We start from the raw sequence: 15397 nt of genomic DNA, 5'->3' as shown, positions 1-15397 counted from the left end.
GTCGGCACGGCTGAGCGAGTCGCCGGCCGGGATCGTATACGAGGGTGTGGATCCGCATGGGCGGCCGGTGAGCGTCGCCGTGCTCAACCGGGGTGCCGCGTCGGACCCCGCGGCGCGGGACCGGTTCCGGGCGGCGATCACCGGGGAGCTGGACGCGGTGGCGGGGGCCCAGCCGGACGGCCCGGCCCCCTGGGTGGCGACGCTGCGGGAGCCCGGCCGGCCGGGGGCCGGGCGGTTCCTGGACGCGGTGGTGCTGGAGGGGCGCCTGCTCGGCCGGTGGGGCCGCCGGGGCCCTCAGTTCCAGCCGTACTGGGCGGGGTCGCATGAGCCGGCCCTGGCGACGCCGGAGCCGGTGGGCGTGCCGGGTGCGCCGGCGGCGGCCCCGGTGGGGCGGGGCCTGGCCGGGACGGTGCTGTTCCTGGCGGGTGTGCTGGCCCTGCTGGCGTTGCTGCTGACGGTGCTGTTCGCGTGCCGGCCGTCGACGCCGTTCCCCAAGCCGGCGCCCCCCTCTGACGTGCCGTCGCGGACGCTCGTGCCGAGCCCGCTGCCGAGCTCGGGGCCGGGGTCACCGTCCCCGACGCCGTCTCCGGGGAGCGGCTCGCCGAGCCGGTCGCCGCGCTCGCCCACCCCCGGCGACGGGGACGGCCCGGGCGGCGGCGGCCCGCTGTAGGGGCCTGCCGGCCCTGTCGGGGCGGGGAAACGCGTTGCGCCCGTGGCGGGGGCGGATCCAGCATGGGGGGATGCTGCAGAGTCTCCTGGCGTTCGTGGGCGCCGCCGTCGTCATCGCCCTGGTCCCCGGTCCGAGCACGGTGATGGTGCTGCGCCAGTCCCTGCGGGAGGGGCGCCGGTCGGGTGTGGCGAGCGTGCTCGGCAACGAGGCCGGTGTGCTGCTGTGGGGGCTGGCGGCGGCGTTCGGGCTGTCGGCGCTGCTGGTGGCCTCGCGGCTCGCCTATGACGGGATCCGGCTGGCGGGCGCCGGGGTCCTGGTGTGGTTCGGGGTGCACGCGCTGTGGCAGGCGCGGCGCGGCCCGGCGCGAGAGGGCGCGGCGGCCGGGCCGGTGGCGGCGGGTTCGGTCGGGCGGTCCTTCCGGCTGGGGGTGGTCACCAGCCTGGCCAACCCGAAGGCGGGGGTGTTCGCGGTGTCGTTCCTGCCGCAGTTCGTGCCGGACGGCGCGCCGGTGCTGCCGACGCTGGTGCTGTTCTCGGTGCTGTGGGCGCTGATCGACACGGTGTGGTATCTCGGGATCGTGTGGCTGGTCGGCCGGGTGAAGGGGTTGCTGGAGCGGCCGGGGGTGCGGCGCCGCCTGGAGCAGGTCTCGGGAGTGGTGCTGGTCGGCCTCGGCGTGCGGCTGGCGGCCGAGACGCGCTGAGCCGTTCCTTCGCGGGCCGGGGACTTCCCGGGCATTTCCCCTCGAAGCGGTGGCGGCCGACGCAACGCTTACCTGTCGTGCCTGGTTCTTGAACCAATCGAGGCCATAGAGGGTGTCCAGTAGCCCTTGGATCTTCAGTAGGGTCAGCCGGACGACCGACGATGGGGGAGACGTGCGTTCTGATACCGGGGGTGCCGTGCCGGACGCGACCCAGGCGGGGTCCGGCTCGGAGGAGGCCGCGAAAGGCAAGAGCAAGGGCTCCTTCTGGCGGGAGCTGCCCGTGCTGATCGGTATCGCCGTGGTGCTGGCCTTGGTGATCAAGGCGTTCGCGGTACAGGCGTTCTACATCCCGTCGGGGTCGATGGAGAACACCCTCGAGGTCGGCGACCGGATCCTGGTCAACAAGATCGTTTACCATACGCGGGATGTGCGGCGCGGCGACGTCGTGGTGTTCGACGGGCCCGCGTCGTGGAACCCGGAGGGCAACTTCGTCCAGCCGTCCAACCCGGTCTCCAAGGTGCTGAACGTCGTCGGGCGGGCCTTCGGGGTGGCGCCCGGTGAGAAGGACTTCATCAAGCGGGTCATCGGCGTCGGCGGCGACCGGGTGCAGTGCTGCGACAAGCAGGGCCGCCTCATGGTCAACGGGCATCCGCTGGAGGAGCAGGTCTACCTCTACACCGATCCCGACACCGGCGAGCAGGACGTGCCCTCGGAGCAGAAGTTCGACGTCACCGTGCCCAAGGGCCGGCTGTGGGTGATGGGCGACCACCGCTCGGACTCCGCGGACTCGCGCTACCACCTCACCGAGGAGGGCGGCGGCATGGTCCCGGTGGACCGGGTGATCGGCCGGGCCTTCGTGGTGCTGTGGCCGGTCGGCCGGTGGAAGACGCTGCCGATCCCGGCCGCTTTCGGGGGGTCCGCGGCGTCCGGGGCGGTTCTGCCGGCGGTCCCGCCGGCGCTCGGTCTCGCCGGGGCGGTGCCGATCGTGTGGATTAGGCGCCGGCGCCGCGGATCTGCCGCCTAGGCCGTACCCGCAGCACGTACGGTGGGTGCATGACGGCCCTGGACGATCTCGCTGACCGGTATGTCGAGGATTTCGCAGGGCACGACCCGTGCCGGGCGGCGATGATGGGCATCGCCGGGTACGAAGGGCGGCTCACCGACTACGGTCCCGGCGGGTTCGCCGCCCGCGACGAGCTCACCCGCCGTACCCTCGCCGAGCTCGGCGCGACGGCCGCCGAGGGCGAGCAGGACCGGATCGCCGCCGCGGTGCTGCGCGAGCGCCTGGAGGTGGAGCTGGCGCTGAGCGAGGCGGGGATGTCGGACGCCGCCCTCAACGGGCTGGACGGGCCGCTGCAGCGGCTGCGGCAGGCCATCGAGCTCCTCGACCAGAGGCCGGCCACCCCGTGGGCCGACGTGAGCGCCCGGATCGCCGCGCTGCCCGCGGCGCTGGCGGGGCTCACCGAGACGCTCGGCCTGGCCCGGCGCGACGGCCGGGTCTCCGCCGTCCGGCAGATCCTGATCTGCGCCCGCCAGTGCGAGCAGACCGCCGGTTACCTGACCACCCTGGTGCGGGGGTACGGGGACGGGCCGCTGCGCCGGGAGCTGGAGGGGGCCGCGCGTTCGGCCGCCGGGGCCCTGGAGGCGTTCGGCGGCTTCCTGACCGGTGAGCTGGCGCCGCACGCCCCGCGGCGGGACGCCGTCGGCCGGGACCGCTACGCGCTGCAGGTCCGCAACTTCCTGGGCACCCGGCTGGACCTGGAGGAGACCTACGCGTGGGGGTGGGAGGAGCTGGCCCGCATCGAGTCGGAGATGCGGGTGACGGCCGCGCGGCTGGCGCCCGGTGACCCCCTGGAGGCGGTGTTCGCCGCGCTGGACGCCGACCCGGCGCACCGCATCCTGGGGGCCGGGGACTTCCGGGACTGGATCCAGGAGCTGGCGGACGAGGCCATCGCCGCGCTGGACGGTGTGCACTTCGACATCCCCGACGAGCTGCGCCGGATCGAGTGCCGGATCCCGCCCACCGACAGCGGCGGCATCTACTACCTGGCCCCGGCGGAGGACCTGAGCCGGCCGGGCCAGGTCTGGTGGACCGTTCCGGCGGGGACCGAGGAGGTCGTGACCTGGTCGGTGCCGGCGACGATGTTCCACGAGGGCGTGCCCGGCCACCACCTGCAGCTCGGCATGACGGTGCTGAACGCCGCCAAGCTCAACCGGTTCCAGCGGGTGTCGGCGGAGCTGTTCCCCGGCCACTGCGAGGGCTGGGCGCTGTACGCGGAGCGGCTGATGGCCGAGCTCGGCTACTACGCCGATCCGGCGCACTACCTGGGCATGCTGGCCGGTGGGCAGCAGCTGCGGGCGGCCCGGGTGATCCTCGACATCGGCCTGCACCTGGAGCTGGAGATCCCCAAGGGCACCGGGTTCCACGAGGGGGAGCGGTGGAACCGCGAGCTGGGCGCGGAGTTCCTGGGGCTGCACTGCGGGCCGGAGAGCGAGTTCTTCGTCAACTTCGAGGTCGACCGGTATCTCGGGCTGCCCGGCCAGGCGATCGCGTACAAGGTCGGGGAACGGGTGTGGCTGGAGGCCCGGGAGGCGGCGCGGCGCCGCCAGGGCGCGGCCTTCGATCTGCGGGCCTTCCACCGCGACGCCCTGGACCTCGGGCCGATGGGCCTGGACCTGCTGCGCGCCGAGCTGGTCCGCTGAGCCCCGGCGGGCCGGTCCGGACGGCCCGGGTGAGGCCGGGCCCGGCTCAGTCCCACCAGAACGACCAGGCGTTCTTGCCGACGATCTGCTCGGCGTAGCCGATGAGGGTGCCGGGGCCCTGGGCGATGTTGTCGGGGCAGAAGGTCCAGTGCTCGGCGGCGACATGGACGGCGTGGTCCAGGGTGCGCGGGGGCGCGGCGACGCTGAGGTCCAGGGTGTTGAAACCCATCCGGACGACCCGTGCCCCGAACCGGTCCTCCCAGCTGCGCACCACGGCCGCCAGGGGCGCGGTCCACTCGTTGTGGTTGAGGGCCCCCTGCCAGCCCATCACGGCCAGGGTGTCGGCGCCGCGGCCCACCGCGGCCAGGCCGAGCGGGGTGGTGCCGTCGGCGAGGAGGCGGGCGTGCCAGTCGGCGACGGTGCCGGGGTCTGCCATCGGCTCCCCCGGCTCGGCCAGACCCGGGCAGTGCCGGTAGAACGGGGCGAGGTCCTCGAAGTCGTCGTCCTGCGGTTCGACCCAGTCGGCCCACACCTCGGCCATGAACGCGGTGGCGTCGTACCCGTCGATGTCGGCCGCCGGTTCGGGAGCGACCTGCCCGGCCGCCCACGGCTGGGTGGAGTCGTCGAGCAGGACGGGCCACAGGCCCGATCGCTGGTGCTCGGCGCGGAGCCGGGCCCACAGCTCACCGGTGACCGGCTCGCCGGTGAGCCAGAACGCGGGACGGACCGCCGGCTGGCGCTGCGGGCAGTCGGGGTCGGGCCAGACCACGCCGCCGGCGGGAAGCGGGGTCGCCAGAGTCCGCCCTGCGCCGCCGTCGGCGAAGAGCTGACGCAGCCCCGCAGGCAGCCGCTGCCGCCGCCCATGATCGTCCATCTCGTTCTCTCCGTGCTGACCACGCCGAACAGGATCTTGGCGCTGCGGCGATGGTAGTGCCCGTGGCGTCGCTCGTGGCAACGGGCCGAGGTGCACGGGAGCGTAACGTGCACGCTACCTCCTGGTAACGAGGACACCGAAACATGGCAGGTGTGCGATCACGTGAAGGGACACCTGCCGTGAATCCTGGCGCCCACGATCTGGGGGGCGTGTACGCGTTCCAGGGGAGGGGACTGCACGAGCCGTTCGCGGTGGACGCGGGCCTGCGTTACACCGTGCCGGGCGGCAGCGTCGCGCGGGCGGTGCGCTTCCATGTCGTCAACCGCAGTGACGACCTGATCTGTGTCGTGCTGGTGCGCGACGGCAGCCCGCTGCGCTACTTCCCCGTCGCGGCCCAGCAGGAGGCCGACATCCCCGCGCACGCGGTCGAGGACCTGCGCGGTGGCAGCACCCTGGAGCTGCAGGTCGCGGCGCCCAAGGGCCGCGCCGGATCGCTCACCGTCGCGCTCGGCCTGGCCGTGTCGGCGGCGTAGGGCCGGCGGTACGGCGTCGGCACCCAGGGCCACCCGTGCGCGCGCAGGCGGCCGCGCACGGGCCGGGGCCGCCTACCGTGGAGGCATGACCGCGCTGATCCCACGGCCCCGGGCGCAGATCGTGCCGGGGGCCGTTCACGTCCCGGGCTGGCTGGGCGCCGACGAGCAGCGGCGGCTGGTCGAGGCGTGCCGGGAGTGGGCGCGCCCCCCGGCCGGGATGCGCCGGACCCGGCTGCCCGGCGGCGGGGTGATGTCGGTGCGCACGGTCTGCCTGGGCCTGCAGTGGGTGCCCTACCGCTACGTCCCGGCGGTGGACGGTGAGCCGGTGAAGCCGTTCCCGGCCTGGCTGGGCGAGCTGGGCCGACGCGCCGTCGCGGAGGCGTACGGGGAGCCCGGCGCCTACCGCCCCGACGTCGCGCTGGTCAACTTCTACGACGCCGCCGCCAGGATGGGGCTGCACCAGGACCGGGACGAGCGCAGCCGCGCCCCGGTGGTCTCGCTGAGCCTCGGGGACACGTGCGTGTTCCGGTTCGGCAACACCCGCGACCGCAACCGGCCGTGGACCGACGTGGAGCTGGAGTCCGGGGACCTGTTCGTGTTCGGCGGCCCGGCGCGCCTGGCGTTCCACGGGGTGCCCCGGATCCTGCCCGGCACCGGCGACCCCGCGCTCGGGATGAGCGGCGGCCGCCTCAACATCACCCTGCGCGAGTCCTGATCACGCCGCCCTGACCTACGATCACCATCAGGCATGACCGGGCGCGCTCGGGCGCGTCCGCGGCGGCGAGGAGGACCCCATGGGCAGGGAACCCGACTACCTGGCGTTCATGCGCAGGGTGGCGGCGCTCCCGCCGTCGCGGGGGCTGTCCATCGCGGAGCTCCGCCGCCGGCACGCCGACGCGCTGGCAGGGGTGCCCCGCCCGCACGTCGCGCACGTCGAGGACCTCACCGTGGACGGCCCGGCCGGGCCGCTGCGGGCGCGCCTCTACCGGCCCGCCGCGGACGCTTCCGGGCGGGACGCCGGCCCGGCCCTGGTGTACTTCCACGGCGGCGGCTGGGTGATGGGCGACGTGGAGGCCTACGACCCGGTCGTGCGGGCGCTCACCGCCGCGGCGCGGGTCGCCTTCGTGTCGGTGGACTACCGGCGCCCGCCCGAGGACCCCTACCCCGCCGCCGTCGACGACGGCGCGGCCGCCGTCCGCTGGGTCGCCGCGCACGCTCCCGCCCTGGGCGTCGACCCGGCGCGGATCGGCGTCGGCGGCGACAGCGCGGGCGGTCAGATCGCCGCCGCCACGGCGCTGCGGTTGCGCGGCTCGGTCCCGCTGGCCCTGCAGCTGCTGGTGTACCCGGCACTGGACCTGCGCGGGGTCCCCCCGATGCCGCCCGACCCCGACGGCCTGCGGTTCTCCGAGGGCGGTACCGAGCGGGTCCTGGAGCTGTACCTGGGCGAGACCGACCGCACGCTCCCGGAGGTCTCCCCGCTGCTGGCCCCCGTCCTGGCGGGGCTGCCCCCGGCGGTCATCGCGACCGCCGAGTACGACCGGCTGCGCCCGCAGGGCGAGGCGTACGCCCGGCGGCTGGCCGGCGCGGGCGTACGGGCCGACCTCTACGGCGGCGACGGCCTCGACCACGGCTACCTGGGCTGGGGGTCCTTCGCCCGCCGCCCCGCCGAGGCGATCCGCGACATCGGGGCCCTCGTCCGCGCCGCCCTGCAGGGCTGAGCCGGAGCCGGCGACCGGAGGGCGGGCCCGCCCGGCAGGCCCTATCCTGGCGGTCTCATGCCTGAAGGTCACACCATCCACCGCCTGGCCGCCGAGCACCGGCGGATGTTCGGCGGCACGCCGGTGCGGGCGCACAGCCCGCAGGGGCGGTTCGCCGCCGGGGCCCTGCGGATCGACGGGCAGGTGCTGCTGGAGGCCCAGGCGCACGGCAAGCACCTGCTGCTCGAGTTCGGCACCGACCAGTGGCTCCACGTCCACCTCGGCATCTACGGCGGCTTCACCTTGGGCCCGCCCCCGGCGCCCGCGCCGACCGGGGCCGTGCGGCTGCGGCTGGAGGGCGCCGGCGGGTACGCCGACCTGCGCGGCCCCGCCGCCTGCGAGCTGATGGACCCGGGGGACAAGAAGGCCCTGCACGACCGGCTCGGCGCCGACCCGCTCCGCCCGGACGCCGACCCGGACCGGGCCTGGCGCCGGATCGGCGCGAGCCGTACCCCGATCGCGGTCCTGCTGATGGACCAGTCCGTCGTCGCGGGGCCGGGCAACATCTACCGCGCCGAGGTGCTCTACCGGCAGGGCATCGACCCGAACCTGCCCGGCCAGGGCCTGACGCCCGCCCAGTGGGCGGCCGTCTGGGCGGACCTGGTGCTCCTGATGGCCGAAGGGGTGCGGACCGGGCGGATCGACACCGTACGCCCGGAGCACACCCCGGAGGCGATGGGCCGCCCGCCGCGCAAGGACGACCACGGCGGTGAGGTCTACGTCTACCGCCGGGCCGGCCTGCCGTGCCTGGTGTGCCGCACCGAGGTCCGCACCACGCCGCTGGCCGGCCGCAACCTCTTCTGGTGCCCCGGCTGCCAGCCCGCCGCCACCTGATCATCCTTTACCGCCGGGCCGGCCTGCCGTGCCTGGTGTGCCGCACCGAGGTCCGCACCACGCCGCTGGCCGGCCGCAACCTCTTCTGGTGCCCCGGCTGCCAGCCCGCCGCCACCTGATCATCCTTGCCCTCGGCCGGGGTGGCGCGGCCCCGCAGGGCCCGCGGGGCGGCAGCAGGGGCCCGGCGCCCGGCCGGCGGGGCATGCGGGCAGGTCGCCGGGGGTACGGGTGGCGAGCCGGGCGTTTCACCACGGCGAACCTCGGGAATCGTGAAGGCCTACCGCGGCTCGCCCGCCCGCCCGAAAGTCCGTGGCCCGCCGCCGATACCATCGGCTCGTTTGCCCGCACCACGACCAGGGAGCATTTCGTGCGAGACATCGCCGTTTTCAGCGGCAGCGCCCACCCGGAGCTGGCGGCCGAGATCTGCTCCCACCTCGGGGTGCCACTGCATCCGGTCCGCATCCAGCGATTCGCCAACGACTGCGTCGAGGTCCAGCTGCAGGCCAACTGCCGCGAACGCGACGTGTTCCTGATCCAGCCGCTGGTCCCGCCCGTCCAGGAGAACCTCGTCGAGCTGCTGCTCATGCTGGACGCCGCGCGGGGCGCGTCGGCGGCGCGGACCACCGTGGTCATGCCGCACTACGCCTACGCCCGGTCCGACAAGAAGGACACCCCGCGGATCTCCATCGGGGGGCGGCTGGTCGCCGACCTGCTGGTGACCGCGGGAGCCAACCGGGTGCTGGCGATGACCCTGCACTCACCCCAGGTGCACGGCTTCTTCTCCATCCCCGTCGACCATCTGCACGCGCTGCGCGAGCTGGCCGCGCACTTCCGGCAGTTCGACCTGTCCAACGCCACGGTCGTCTCACCCGACCTGGGCAACGCCAAGGAGGCCGCGGCGTTCGCCCGCCTGCTCGGGGTGCCCGTCGCGGCCGGCGCCAAGCAGCGTTTCGCCGACGACCGGGTCACCATCAGCGCAGTGATCGGTGACGTCGCCGGCCGTGACGTCATCGTCCTCGACGACGAGATCGCCAAGGGCAGCACCGTCATCGAGCTGCTGGACCGCCTCCGTGAGATGAAGGCGGGCACGATCCGCGTCGCCTGCACCCACGGCCTGTTCGCCAGTGGCGCCCTCAAGCGCATCGGTGACCAGCCGGACGTCCTGGAGATCGTCTGCACCAACACCGTGCCCATCGCCAAGGGGGAGCGGGTGCCCAAGCTCAAGATCCTCTCGATCGCGCCCGCCCTGGCCGAGGCGATGAGCCGCATCCACGACGGCGAATCGGTCAGCGCCCTCTTCGACGCCCCCTGACCCGCCGGCGGCCGTCCCCGCACTGGCGCGGCGGACCGGACGGCCGTGCCCGCCGGGCGATACCCGGCGGGGAATGGCCCGCCCGGGGCCGGGTCGGCTAGAACTGGCTGGTGAGCATGAGCGGGCAGCCGAACCGATTCGCCGGCGAGCTGAAGCGCTGGCGCAACGCCCGGCGGGTGAGCCAGCTGGAGCTGGCCATCCGCGCGGGCACCACCCAGCGGCATCTGAGTTTCATCGAGCGCGGCCGTTCCACGCCGGGCCGGGCGATCGTGGTCCGGCTGGCCGAGTCGCTCGGGCTGTCCCTGCGCGAGCGCAACGCCCTGCTGCTGGCCGCCGGGTACGCGCCGCTGTTCCGCGAGTCGTCGCTGGACGAGCCTCTGCTGCGTCCCGTCCGGGACGCCCTCGGCAGCATCCTCGACGGTCACCTGCCGTACCCGGCGCTGGTCGTCAGGCCCTACGGGGAGGTGGTGGCCGCCAACAGCGCCCTCGGGGTGCTGACCGAGGGCGCCTCGCCCGAGCTGCTCGCACCTCCGGTCAACATGCTGCGCCTCGCCCTGCACCCGGACGGCATGGCGCCCCGGGTGGACAACCTCGGCGACTGGGGCCGGCACATCATCGAGAACCTGCGCGCCCAGTTGGTCAGGAGCCCCGATCCCAGGCTGGAGGAGTTCCTCGCCGAGCTGGAGGGGTACGTGCCGGCGGCGGTGCCGGGGCCCGGCCATCTCGGTTTCGCCGTGCCGCTGCGGCTGCGCTGCGGCGAGGGCGAGCTGCGGCTGCTCACCACGCTGACCTCGTTCGCCACCGCCGTCGACGTCACCCTGGCCGAGCTGCATCTGGAGGCGTTCCTGCCGGCCGACGACGCCACCGCCGAGATCCTGCGCACCCGCGCGGGCCAGGGCCGCACCCGGCCCGGCTGAGCCACCGGCGGGCACGGGCCGGTCAGCGCGGCCCGCGGGCGACGGCGTCCTCCAGCTCGGCGACCAGCTGCGCGGCGCACCGGGTCAGCAGGCCGAGGAAGACACCCGCCGGGCGGGCGGGGGCACGGCCGCGGGCGGTCGCCGCGTAGACGGCCCGCAGCGGCAGCTCGTCGTCGTACAGCCCGGCCAGGACCACGTCGCCGCGCACTCCGCCGGCCGCGAGGGCGGGCACCAGGGTGACGCCGAGCCCGGCGGCGACCAGGCCGAGCTTGGCGGTCCACTCCTGGGCCACGTAGCGGATGTGCGGGCGGAAACCGGTGTGCAGGCCGGTGGCGATCAGTGTCTCCTCGGGGCTGGTGCTCCCGGCGATCCAGTGCTCGCCGGCGAGCTCGGCCAGCCGGAGCCGGCGGCGCCCCGCCAGCGGATGGGCGGGGTGCAGGGCGAGCAGGATCGGCTCGTCCAGCAGGGGACGCAGGTCGACCTGGCCGTCGTCCAGGGCGGGCCCGGCCGTGGAGCTGACGACCGCCACATCGGTCTCTCCCTCGCGTACGCGCTCCAGCTGGCCGCGGCTGGTGCCCTCGACCAGCTCCACGGCCACCCGGGGGTGGGCCGCGGTGAAGGCGGCCAGCGCCCGGGGCACGAGCGTGACCTCCGCGGTCGGGAAGGCCCCGACGGTGAGCCGCCCCGCGGTCAGCGCGTCGAGCGCCTTCAGGTCCCGGCGGGCCAGGTCCAGCCGGTCCAGCACCGCGTCGGCGTGCGCGAGCAGCGACCGGCCCTGCGCGGTCGGGCGCACACCGCGGGGCAGCCGGTCGAACAGCGTGGCGCCGACCTCGTGCTCCAGCGCGGAGATCTGCCGGGAGATCGCAGACTGGGTGAAGCCGAGCCGCTCGGCCGCCGCGGTGAACGATCCGGTCCGGGCGACCTCCTGGAAGACCCGCAGCCACCTGAGGTCCATCCGCCCCCCTTCAGCCGTCATGCGCATCCCGCATGGAGTCAGTGCCGAAGCGTCGCTTGTCGCATGTCTCCCGGGATCCTAGCCTCGACGAGGCACCGCGGCCCGTCCCAGGCCTGGCCGGACGCGCTCCGACCGGCGCCGGACGACGCGTTCCGCCCGGCCGCACCCGCACACCGATCAGCTCCGGAGAACCCCGCATGACCATCCTGACCTTCGACAACCCCGGCACCGCGCCCGCTCCGGCCGGCCCGTACTCCAACGTCGCCCGCGTCGACCTCGGCGGCGCGACACTGCTCGTCCTGGCCGGCCAGATCGCCCTCGACGAGCACGGCACGCTGGTCGGCGAGGGCGACGTCGCCGCGCAGAGCCACCGCATCTTCGCCACCATCGGGGCGCTGCTGGCGGCGCACGGCGCGGCCTTCGGCGACGTCGTCCACATCCGGACCTTCCTCACCGACCTCGGCCTGCTCCGCGCCTACGGCCAGGTGCGCGCGACGTACCTGACCGGGCCCCCGCCGGCCAGCACGACCGTCGAGGTGTCCGGGCTCTTCCGCCCGGGGGCGCTGCTGGAGGTCGAGGTGATGGCGGCCCTGCGGCCCTGAGACAAGTGCCGCGCTCACGGCGTCCGGGACGGCGGGCCGACCGGCACCGCACCCGCGGCCGGTCAGGCCTCCGCGGCCCGCGCCGAGGCCGCCGGCGCCTGATCGCCCTGTGACCGGGCCGCGCGGCGGACCACGAAGTGCTCCACCACGTTGAGGCCCACCGCGACCACCGCCAGCGCGCACAGCCCGCCCAGCGCCGTGGCCAGGTGGGCGAACGGCAGCAACGCCAGGACGACCCCGGCCGCGGACAGCCGGGTCGTCGACCACTTGCCGAACATCTGCCAGCGGGTGTACCCGAACGTCGCGAAGTACAGCGCACAGCCGCCGAACAGCAGTCCCGCCACCCCGCCGTGCAGCCGCTCACCCGGATGCGCCACCGCCTCGGCCATGCCGACCGCCACCGCGATGATCGCGGCGATGAAGGACAGATGCCCGTACGACAGGACCCGCCGTACGACGTCCGCCCGTACCCGCGAGGTCTCCAGCGCGTGCCGTACGGCATCGGCGGCGAACGCGAAGTACACCCACCACAGCGCGCAGGCCAGCACGAACGCCGCGGCGACGGCGACCACCACCGCCGCGGCCAGGTCGTGGCCGGCCGCCGCAGGGCCGCCGATCGCGACGATCGACTCACCCAGCGCGATGATCAAAAGCAGTCCGAAGCGCTCCGGCAGGTGCTCCGGATGGAACCGCACCCGCAGCAGCCACCGCCGGGTCAGCGCCGGGGTGGCCAGATCCGACAACGCGGCGATCGCCCAGACCGTCACCCGCGCCGGGCCGTGCAGGAAACCCCCCAGGAGCAGCAGCGGGCCACTGACGAACAGCGCGATGCTGACCGGGCTGAGCACCAGGCGGCGATCGCGGAACACCAGCACCGCCAGCAGTATCCGGGCGGCGAAGTAGGAGGCACCGAACAGCACCCCCCGCGACTCGTACACCCCGGGTGCCGCCAGCGCCATGAACAGGCTGCACAACCCGATGGAGAAGATACCCAGCCGGTCCACGGCATCGTCGACGTCACGGGTGTCGGCCAGCACGGACGTGCCGACCCACGCCCAGTAGATCGGCACGAAGATGACCAGCGCCCGGCCGGTGCCCGCCCACGAGTGGTCGTGGTGCAGCAGCGCGGAGACCTCGGTGACGGCGAACACGAACACCAGGTCGAAGAACAGCTCGGCCCAGGTGACCCGTTTGGGGGGCAGCCGTTCCGCGGTCGCCTGCGGGTCGGTCACACGCTCACGCACCTCTCCGGTCGGCGCACACCCGCGTACGGGGGGCGGCTCGCATCGTCACGCCACCGCACCGTAACGCGTCCCGGCCGCCGCCCGTCACCCCGGGCGGCGGCCGGGACCCGGGAGCCCGCCGCGGTCAGCGGTTGAGCCCCCGCATGCCGTCGGCCGCGTACCGCTCACCGGCGACCGCGTCCCGCGGCGCGGCCTTCTCCAGCGCCGCCAGGTCCTCCTCGGTCAGCCGCAGGTCCACCGCGGCCACGTTCTGCTCCAGGTAGGCGCGGCGCTTGGTGCCGGGGATCGGCACGATGTCGTCGCCCTGGGCGAGCACCCACGCCAGCGCGAGCTGGGCGGGGGTGACCTGCCTGGCCGCGGCCAGCTCACGGACGGCCTCGGCCAGGGCCAGGTTGCGATCGAAGTTCTCGCCCTGGAAACGCGGGTTGGCGCGCCGGAAGTCGTCGTCGGCCAGCGCGTCGACCTCGGTGATCGCCCCGGTCAGGAAACCGCGGCCCAGCGGGCTGTAGGCGACCAGGCCGATGCCCAGCTCCCGGAACGTGCCGAGCAGCTCGTCCTCGGGGTCCCGGCTGAACAGGGAGTACTCGTACTGCCCGGCGGTGACCGGGTGCACCGCGTGCGCCCGGCGCACGGTCGACGGCGCGGCCTCCGACAGCCCCAGATGCCGGACCTTCCCCGCCCGCACCAGCTCCGCCAGCGCCCCCCAGGTGTCCTCGATCGGCACCGACGGGTCGATCCGGTGCTGGTAGTACAGATCGATGTGGTCGACGCCCAGCCGCAGCAGCGACGCGTCGCAGGCCGACCGTACGTACTCGGGCCGGCCGTTGACCCCCACCCGGGTGCCGTCGGGCAGCCGCTCGATCCCGAACTTGGTGGCCAGCACCACCTCGTCACGGCGCCCGGCGATCGCCCTGCCGACCAGCCGCTCGTTGGTGAACGGCCCGTACATGTCAGAGGTGTCCAGGAACGTCACCCCCAGATCGAGGGCCCGGTGAATCGTCGCCACCGACTCGGCGTCGTCGCCGGGACCGTAGAACTCGCTCATTCCCATACAGCCCAGGCCGAGCTCCGAAGTGGTCAGGCCCTGGCCGAGTGCACGCTGTCGCATGCCGCACGTCCCTTCTGCGGATCAGGTGTTTCCAGTGACGATCAGGCGGGGGAGCAGACCACCGGCGGCCCGGCCACCACGGCATGGCGCTTCTCGAGCTCCCCGTACGACTCGATCTTGTAGTCGATGAGGGCGAGATCCTCCTGGAGCCGCGCGATGCGCGCCACCAGCCCGGCGCGGTGCTCGGCCAGCAGCCGCCTGCGCTCGGCGGCGGTGCCCTCACCCGCCCGGACGAGTTCGAAGTAGCGGCGCACGTCCGCGATCGACATGCCGGTCTCCCGCAGCCGGGTCAGCAACCGGATCCGTTCCATGTCCCCCGCGGTGTACCGGCGGTGGCCGTTGCCGCCGCGCTGCGGCGGCACCAGCAGGCCCGCCCGCTCGTAGTAGCGCAGGGTGTGGGCGGTCAGCCCGGTGGTCGCCGCGACCTCAGCGATGGTCAAGCCCTCGTCCATGCCCACAGCTTCCCTCTTAGAGCGCGCTCTAAGTCAAATCCGCGGGCGGGATTCACGACCGGGTGGCAGATCCCTGCGAGTCCGTCACCGCGCCGGCCGCCTCGCCGCCGAGCCGGCCGCCCGAGTCCTCGACGACGGGGGTGTGCAGCCGGCGCAGATGCCGTACGCCCTCGACCAGCGCGGTGACGGCCAGCGCGAGCCCGATGCCGAACAGCACCCCCCTGACCGGATGCCCCTGGAACGCCACCCCGCCCAGATATCCGATCAGTGACGAGGCCAAAGCCCAGCTCAGCGTGCCGATGCCGTCGAAGAAGGAGAACGAGCGCATCGGGTAGCCGACCGCGCCCATCGTCAGCGTGGCCGCGTTCCGGCCACCGGCGATGTAACGGGCGACCACCAGGATCAGGCCGCCGCGGGCGGCCAGCGTCCGGCCCGCCCACTCCAGCAGGTTGCCGCGCCTGGTGCCCGCGGGCATCCACCGGCCCAGCCGCCCGCCCGAGAACCGGCCGATCAGGTACGCGACGTGGTCACCGGCGGCCGCCCCCGCGGCCCCCAGCAGGACGACCAGGAAGATATTCGGCTGCCCGCCCGCCGCGTACATGCCGGCCGTGATGAGCAGGCTTTCCGCGGGCAGAACGGGCAGGACACCGTCGAGCAGGGCGATCGCGAACAACAGCGGATAGACCCAGGGAGAGGTGACCGCTCCACTGAGCAGGTCGAGGACGGCGTCAATCAC

The 15397-nt window shown here is 74.3% G+C and carries 18 protein-coding genes; 12 read left to right on the top strand and 6 right to left on the bottom strand.

Features of this window, described 5'->3' with window-relative positions; genetic code table 11:
* Window positions 1–67: 67 nt before the first annotated feature.
* The 4 genes from ACRYCC_RS17675 to ACRYCC_RS17660 all read left to right on the top strand — a co-directional run bounded on the left by ACRYCC_RS17675 (window position 68) and on the right by ACRYCC_RS17660 (window position 4073).
* Window positions 68–670: a hypothetical protein gene (locus ACRYCC_RS17675; protein ID WP_433813366.1), complete on the top strand. Its 603-nt coding sequence runs from the start codon at window positions 68–70 to the stop codon at window positions 668–670.
* A gap of 70 nt (window positions 671–740) precedes the next feature.
* The gene (locus tag ACRYCC_RS17670; RefSeq protein WP_433813365.1) at window positions 741–1370 is read left to right on the top strand and encodes a LysE family translocator; all 630 of its coding nucleotides are present in this window, start codon (window positions 741–743) and stop codon (window positions 1368–1370) included.
* 172 nt (window positions 1371–1542) lie between these two features.
* Window positions 1543–2394, top strand: coding sequence for a signal peptidase I (lepB, locus tag ACRYCC_RS17665; RefSeq protein WP_433813364.1), 852 nt, complete (start codon window positions 1543–1545; stop codon window positions 2392–2394).
* 29 nt (window positions 2395–2423) lie between these two features.
* Window positions 2424–4073 carry a DUF885 domain-containing protein gene (locus ACRYCC_RS17660; protein WP_433813362.1) on the top strand — a complete coding sequence of 550 codons (1650 nt, stop codon included), beginning with the start codon at window positions 2424–2426 and terminating at the stop codon, window positions 4071–4073.
* Window positions 4074–4119: 46 nt separating this feature from the next.
* Here ACRYCC_RS17660 and ACRYCC_RS17655 read toward each other — a convergent pair whose 3' ends face one another.
* Window positions 4120–4947: a DUF4253 domain-containing protein gene (locus ACRYCC_RS17655; RefSeq protein ID WP_433813360.1), complete on the bottom strand. Its 828-nt coding sequence runs from the start codon at window positions 4945–4947 to the stop codon at window positions 4120–4122.
* A 179-nt stretch (window positions 4948–5126) separates the two neighbouring features.
* Here ACRYCC_RS17655 and ACRYCC_RS17650 point away from each other — a divergent pair, with 179 nt between their 5' ends.
* The 7 genes from ACRYCC_RS17650 (at window position 5127) to ACRYCC_RS17620 (ending at window position 10300) form a co-directional block, all read left to right on the top strand.
* Window positions 5127–5480, top strand: coding sequence for a hypothetical protein (locus tag ACRYCC_RS17650; protein WP_433813359.1), 354 nt, complete (start codon window positions 5127–5129; stop codon window positions 5478–5480).
* A gap of 85 nt (window positions 5481–5565) precedes the next feature.
* The gene (locus ACRYCC_RS17645; RefSeq protein ID WP_433813357.1) at window positions 5566–6195 is read left to right on the top strand and encodes an alpha-ketoglutarate-dependent dioxygenase AlkB family protein; all 630 of its coding nucleotides are present in this window, start codon (window positions 5566–5568) and stop codon (window positions 6193–6195) included.
* A 79-nt stretch (window positions 6196–6274) separates the two neighbouring features.
* Window positions 6275–7198, top strand: coding sequence for an alpha/beta hydrolase (locus tag ACRYCC_RS17640; protein WP_433813355.1), 924 nt, complete (start codon window positions 6275–6277; stop codon window positions 7196–7198).
* Between the two features lie 57 nt (window positions 7199–7255).
* The gene (locus ACRYCC_RS17635) at window positions 7256–8071 is read left to right on the top strand and encodes an Fpg/Nei family DNA glycosylase (RefSeq protein WP_433813354.1); all 816 of its coding nucleotides are present in this window, start codon (window positions 7256–7258) and stop codon (window positions 8069–8071) included.
* Entirely contained in the window at window positions 8041–8190 is a 150-nt protein-coding gene (locus tag ACRYCC_RS17630) for a zinc finger domain-containing protein (RefSeq protein ID WP_433813352.1), read from the top strand. Before ACRYCC_RS17635 ends, ACRYCC_RS17630 begins: the two co-directional genes overlap by 31 nt.
* A 248-nt stretch (window positions 8191–8438) precedes the next feature.
* Window positions 8439–9383, top strand: a complete 945-nt coding sequence (locus ACRYCC_RS17625) for a ribose-phosphate diphosphokinase (protein ID WP_433813350.1) — start codon at window positions 8439–8441, stop codon at window positions 9381–9383.
* Window positions 9384–9499: 116 nt separating this feature from the next.
* Window positions 9500–10300: a helix-turn-helix domain-containing protein gene (locus ACRYCC_RS17620; protein WP_433813911.1), complete on the top strand. Its 801-nt coding sequence runs from the start codon at window positions 9500–9502 to the stop codon at window positions 10298–10300.
* Window positions 10301–10322: 22 nt separating this feature from the next.
* Here ACRYCC_RS17620 and ACRYCC_RS17615 read toward each other — a convergent pair whose 3' ends face one another.
* Window positions 10323–11255: a LysR family transcriptional regulator gene (locus tag ACRYCC_RS17615; RefSeq protein ID WP_433813348.1), complete on the bottom strand. Its 933-nt coding sequence runs from the start codon at window positions 11253–11255 to the stop codon at window positions 10323–10325.
* A 197-nt stretch (window positions 11256–11452) separates the two neighbouring features.
* Between ACRYCC_RS17615 and ACRYCC_RS17610 the strand changes: the two genes are divergently transcribed.
* Window positions 11453–11857 (top strand): RidA family protein, encoded by a 405-nt coding sequence (locus ACRYCC_RS17610; protein WP_433813346.1) that lies wholly within the window; start codon window positions 11453–11455, stop codon window positions 11855–11857.
* A gap of 62 nt (window positions 11858–11919) precedes the next feature.
* Here ACRYCC_RS17610 and ACRYCC_RS17605 read toward each other — a convergent pair whose 3' ends face one another.
* The 4 genes from ACRYCC_RS17605 to ACRYCC_RS17590 all read right to left on the bottom strand — a co-directional run bounded on the left by ACRYCC_RS17605 (window position 11920) and on the right by ACRYCC_RS17590 (window position 15397).
* Window positions 11920–13089 (bottom strand): low temperature requirement protein A, encoded by a 1170-nt coding sequence (locus ACRYCC_RS17605; protein ID WP_433813344.1) that lies wholly within the window; start codon window positions 13087–13089, stop codon window positions 11920–11922.
* 136 nt (window positions 13090–13225) lie between these two features.
* Window positions 13226–14209 carry an aldo/keto reductase gene (locus ACRYCC_RS17600; RefSeq protein WP_433813343.1) on the bottom strand — a complete coding sequence of 328 codons (984 nt, stop codon included), beginning with the start codon at window positions 14207–14209 and terminating at the stop codon, window positions 13226–13228.
* Between the two features lie 41 nt (window positions 14210–14250).
* Complete coding sequence (locus ACRYCC_RS17595) at window positions 14251–14661, bottom strand: MerR family transcriptional regulator (RefSeq protein ID WP_433813341.1); 411 nt, start codon at window positions 14659–14661, stop codon at window positions 14251–14253.
* 52 nt (window positions 14662–14713) lie between these two features.
* Window positions 14714–15397: a DedA family protein gene (locus tag ACRYCC_RS17590; protein ID WP_433813340.1), complete on the bottom strand. Its 684-nt coding sequence runs from the start codon at window positions 15395–15397 to the stop codon at window positions 14714–14716.

This window comes from Actinomadura scrupuli (genome assembly GCF_050971785.1).
In the GTDB taxonomy this organism is placed as follows: Bacteria; Actinomycetota; Actinomycetes; order Streptosporangiales; family Streptosporangiaceae; genus Actinomadura_E; species Actinomadura_E scrupuli.
The sequence above is the reverse complement of the archived record's forward strand: the minus strand, read 5'-3'. Positions and strand labels throughout refer to the sequence as shown.

Coding starts and splice junctions, on each gene's coding strand:
- ACRYCC_RS17635 (WP_433813354.1), top strand. CDS start 7,256: ATGCCTGAAGGTCACACCATCCACCGCCTGGCCGCCGAGCACCGGCGG.
- ACRYCC_RS17645 (WP_433813357.1), top strand. CDS start 5,566: ATGACCGCGCTGATCCCACGGCCCCGGGCGCAGATCGTGCCGGGGGCC.
- ACRYCC_RS17600 (WP_433813343.1), bottom strand. CDS start 14,209: ATGCGACAGCGTGCACTCGGCCAGGGCCTGACCACTTCGGAGCTCGGC.
- ACRYCC_RS17610 (WP_433813346.1), top strand. CDS start 11,453: ATGACCATCCTGACCTTCGACAACCCCGGCACCGCGCCCGCTCCGGCC.
- ACRYCC_RS17620 (WP_433813911.1), top strand. CDS start 9,500: ATGAGCGGGCAGCCGAACCGATTCGCCGGCGAGCTGAAGCGCTGGCGC.
- ACRYCC_RS17655 (WP_433813360.1), bottom strand. CDS start 4,947: ATGGACGATCATGGGCGGCGGCAGCGGCTGCCTGCGGGGCTGCGTCAG.
- ACRYCC_RS17595 (WP_433813341.1), bottom strand. CDS start 14,661: ATGGACGAGGGCTTGACCATCGCTGAGGTCGCGGCGACCACCGGGCTG.
- ACRYCC_RS17670 (WP_433813365.1), top strand. CDS start 741: ATGCTGCAGAGTCTCCTGGCGTTCGTGGGCGCCGCCGTCGTCATCGCC.
- ACRYCC_RS17660 (WP_433813362.1), top strand. CDS start 2,424: ATGACGGCCCTGGACGATCTCGCTGACCGGTATGTCGAGGATTTCGCA.
- ACRYCC_RS17615 (WP_433813348.1), bottom strand. CDS start 11,255: ATGGACCTCAGGTGGCTGCGGGTCTTCCAGGAGGTCGCCCGGACCGGA.
- ACRYCC_RS17640 (WP_433813355.1), top strand. CDS start 6,275: ATGGGCAGGGAACCCGACTACCTGGCGTTCATGCGCAGGGTGGCGGCG.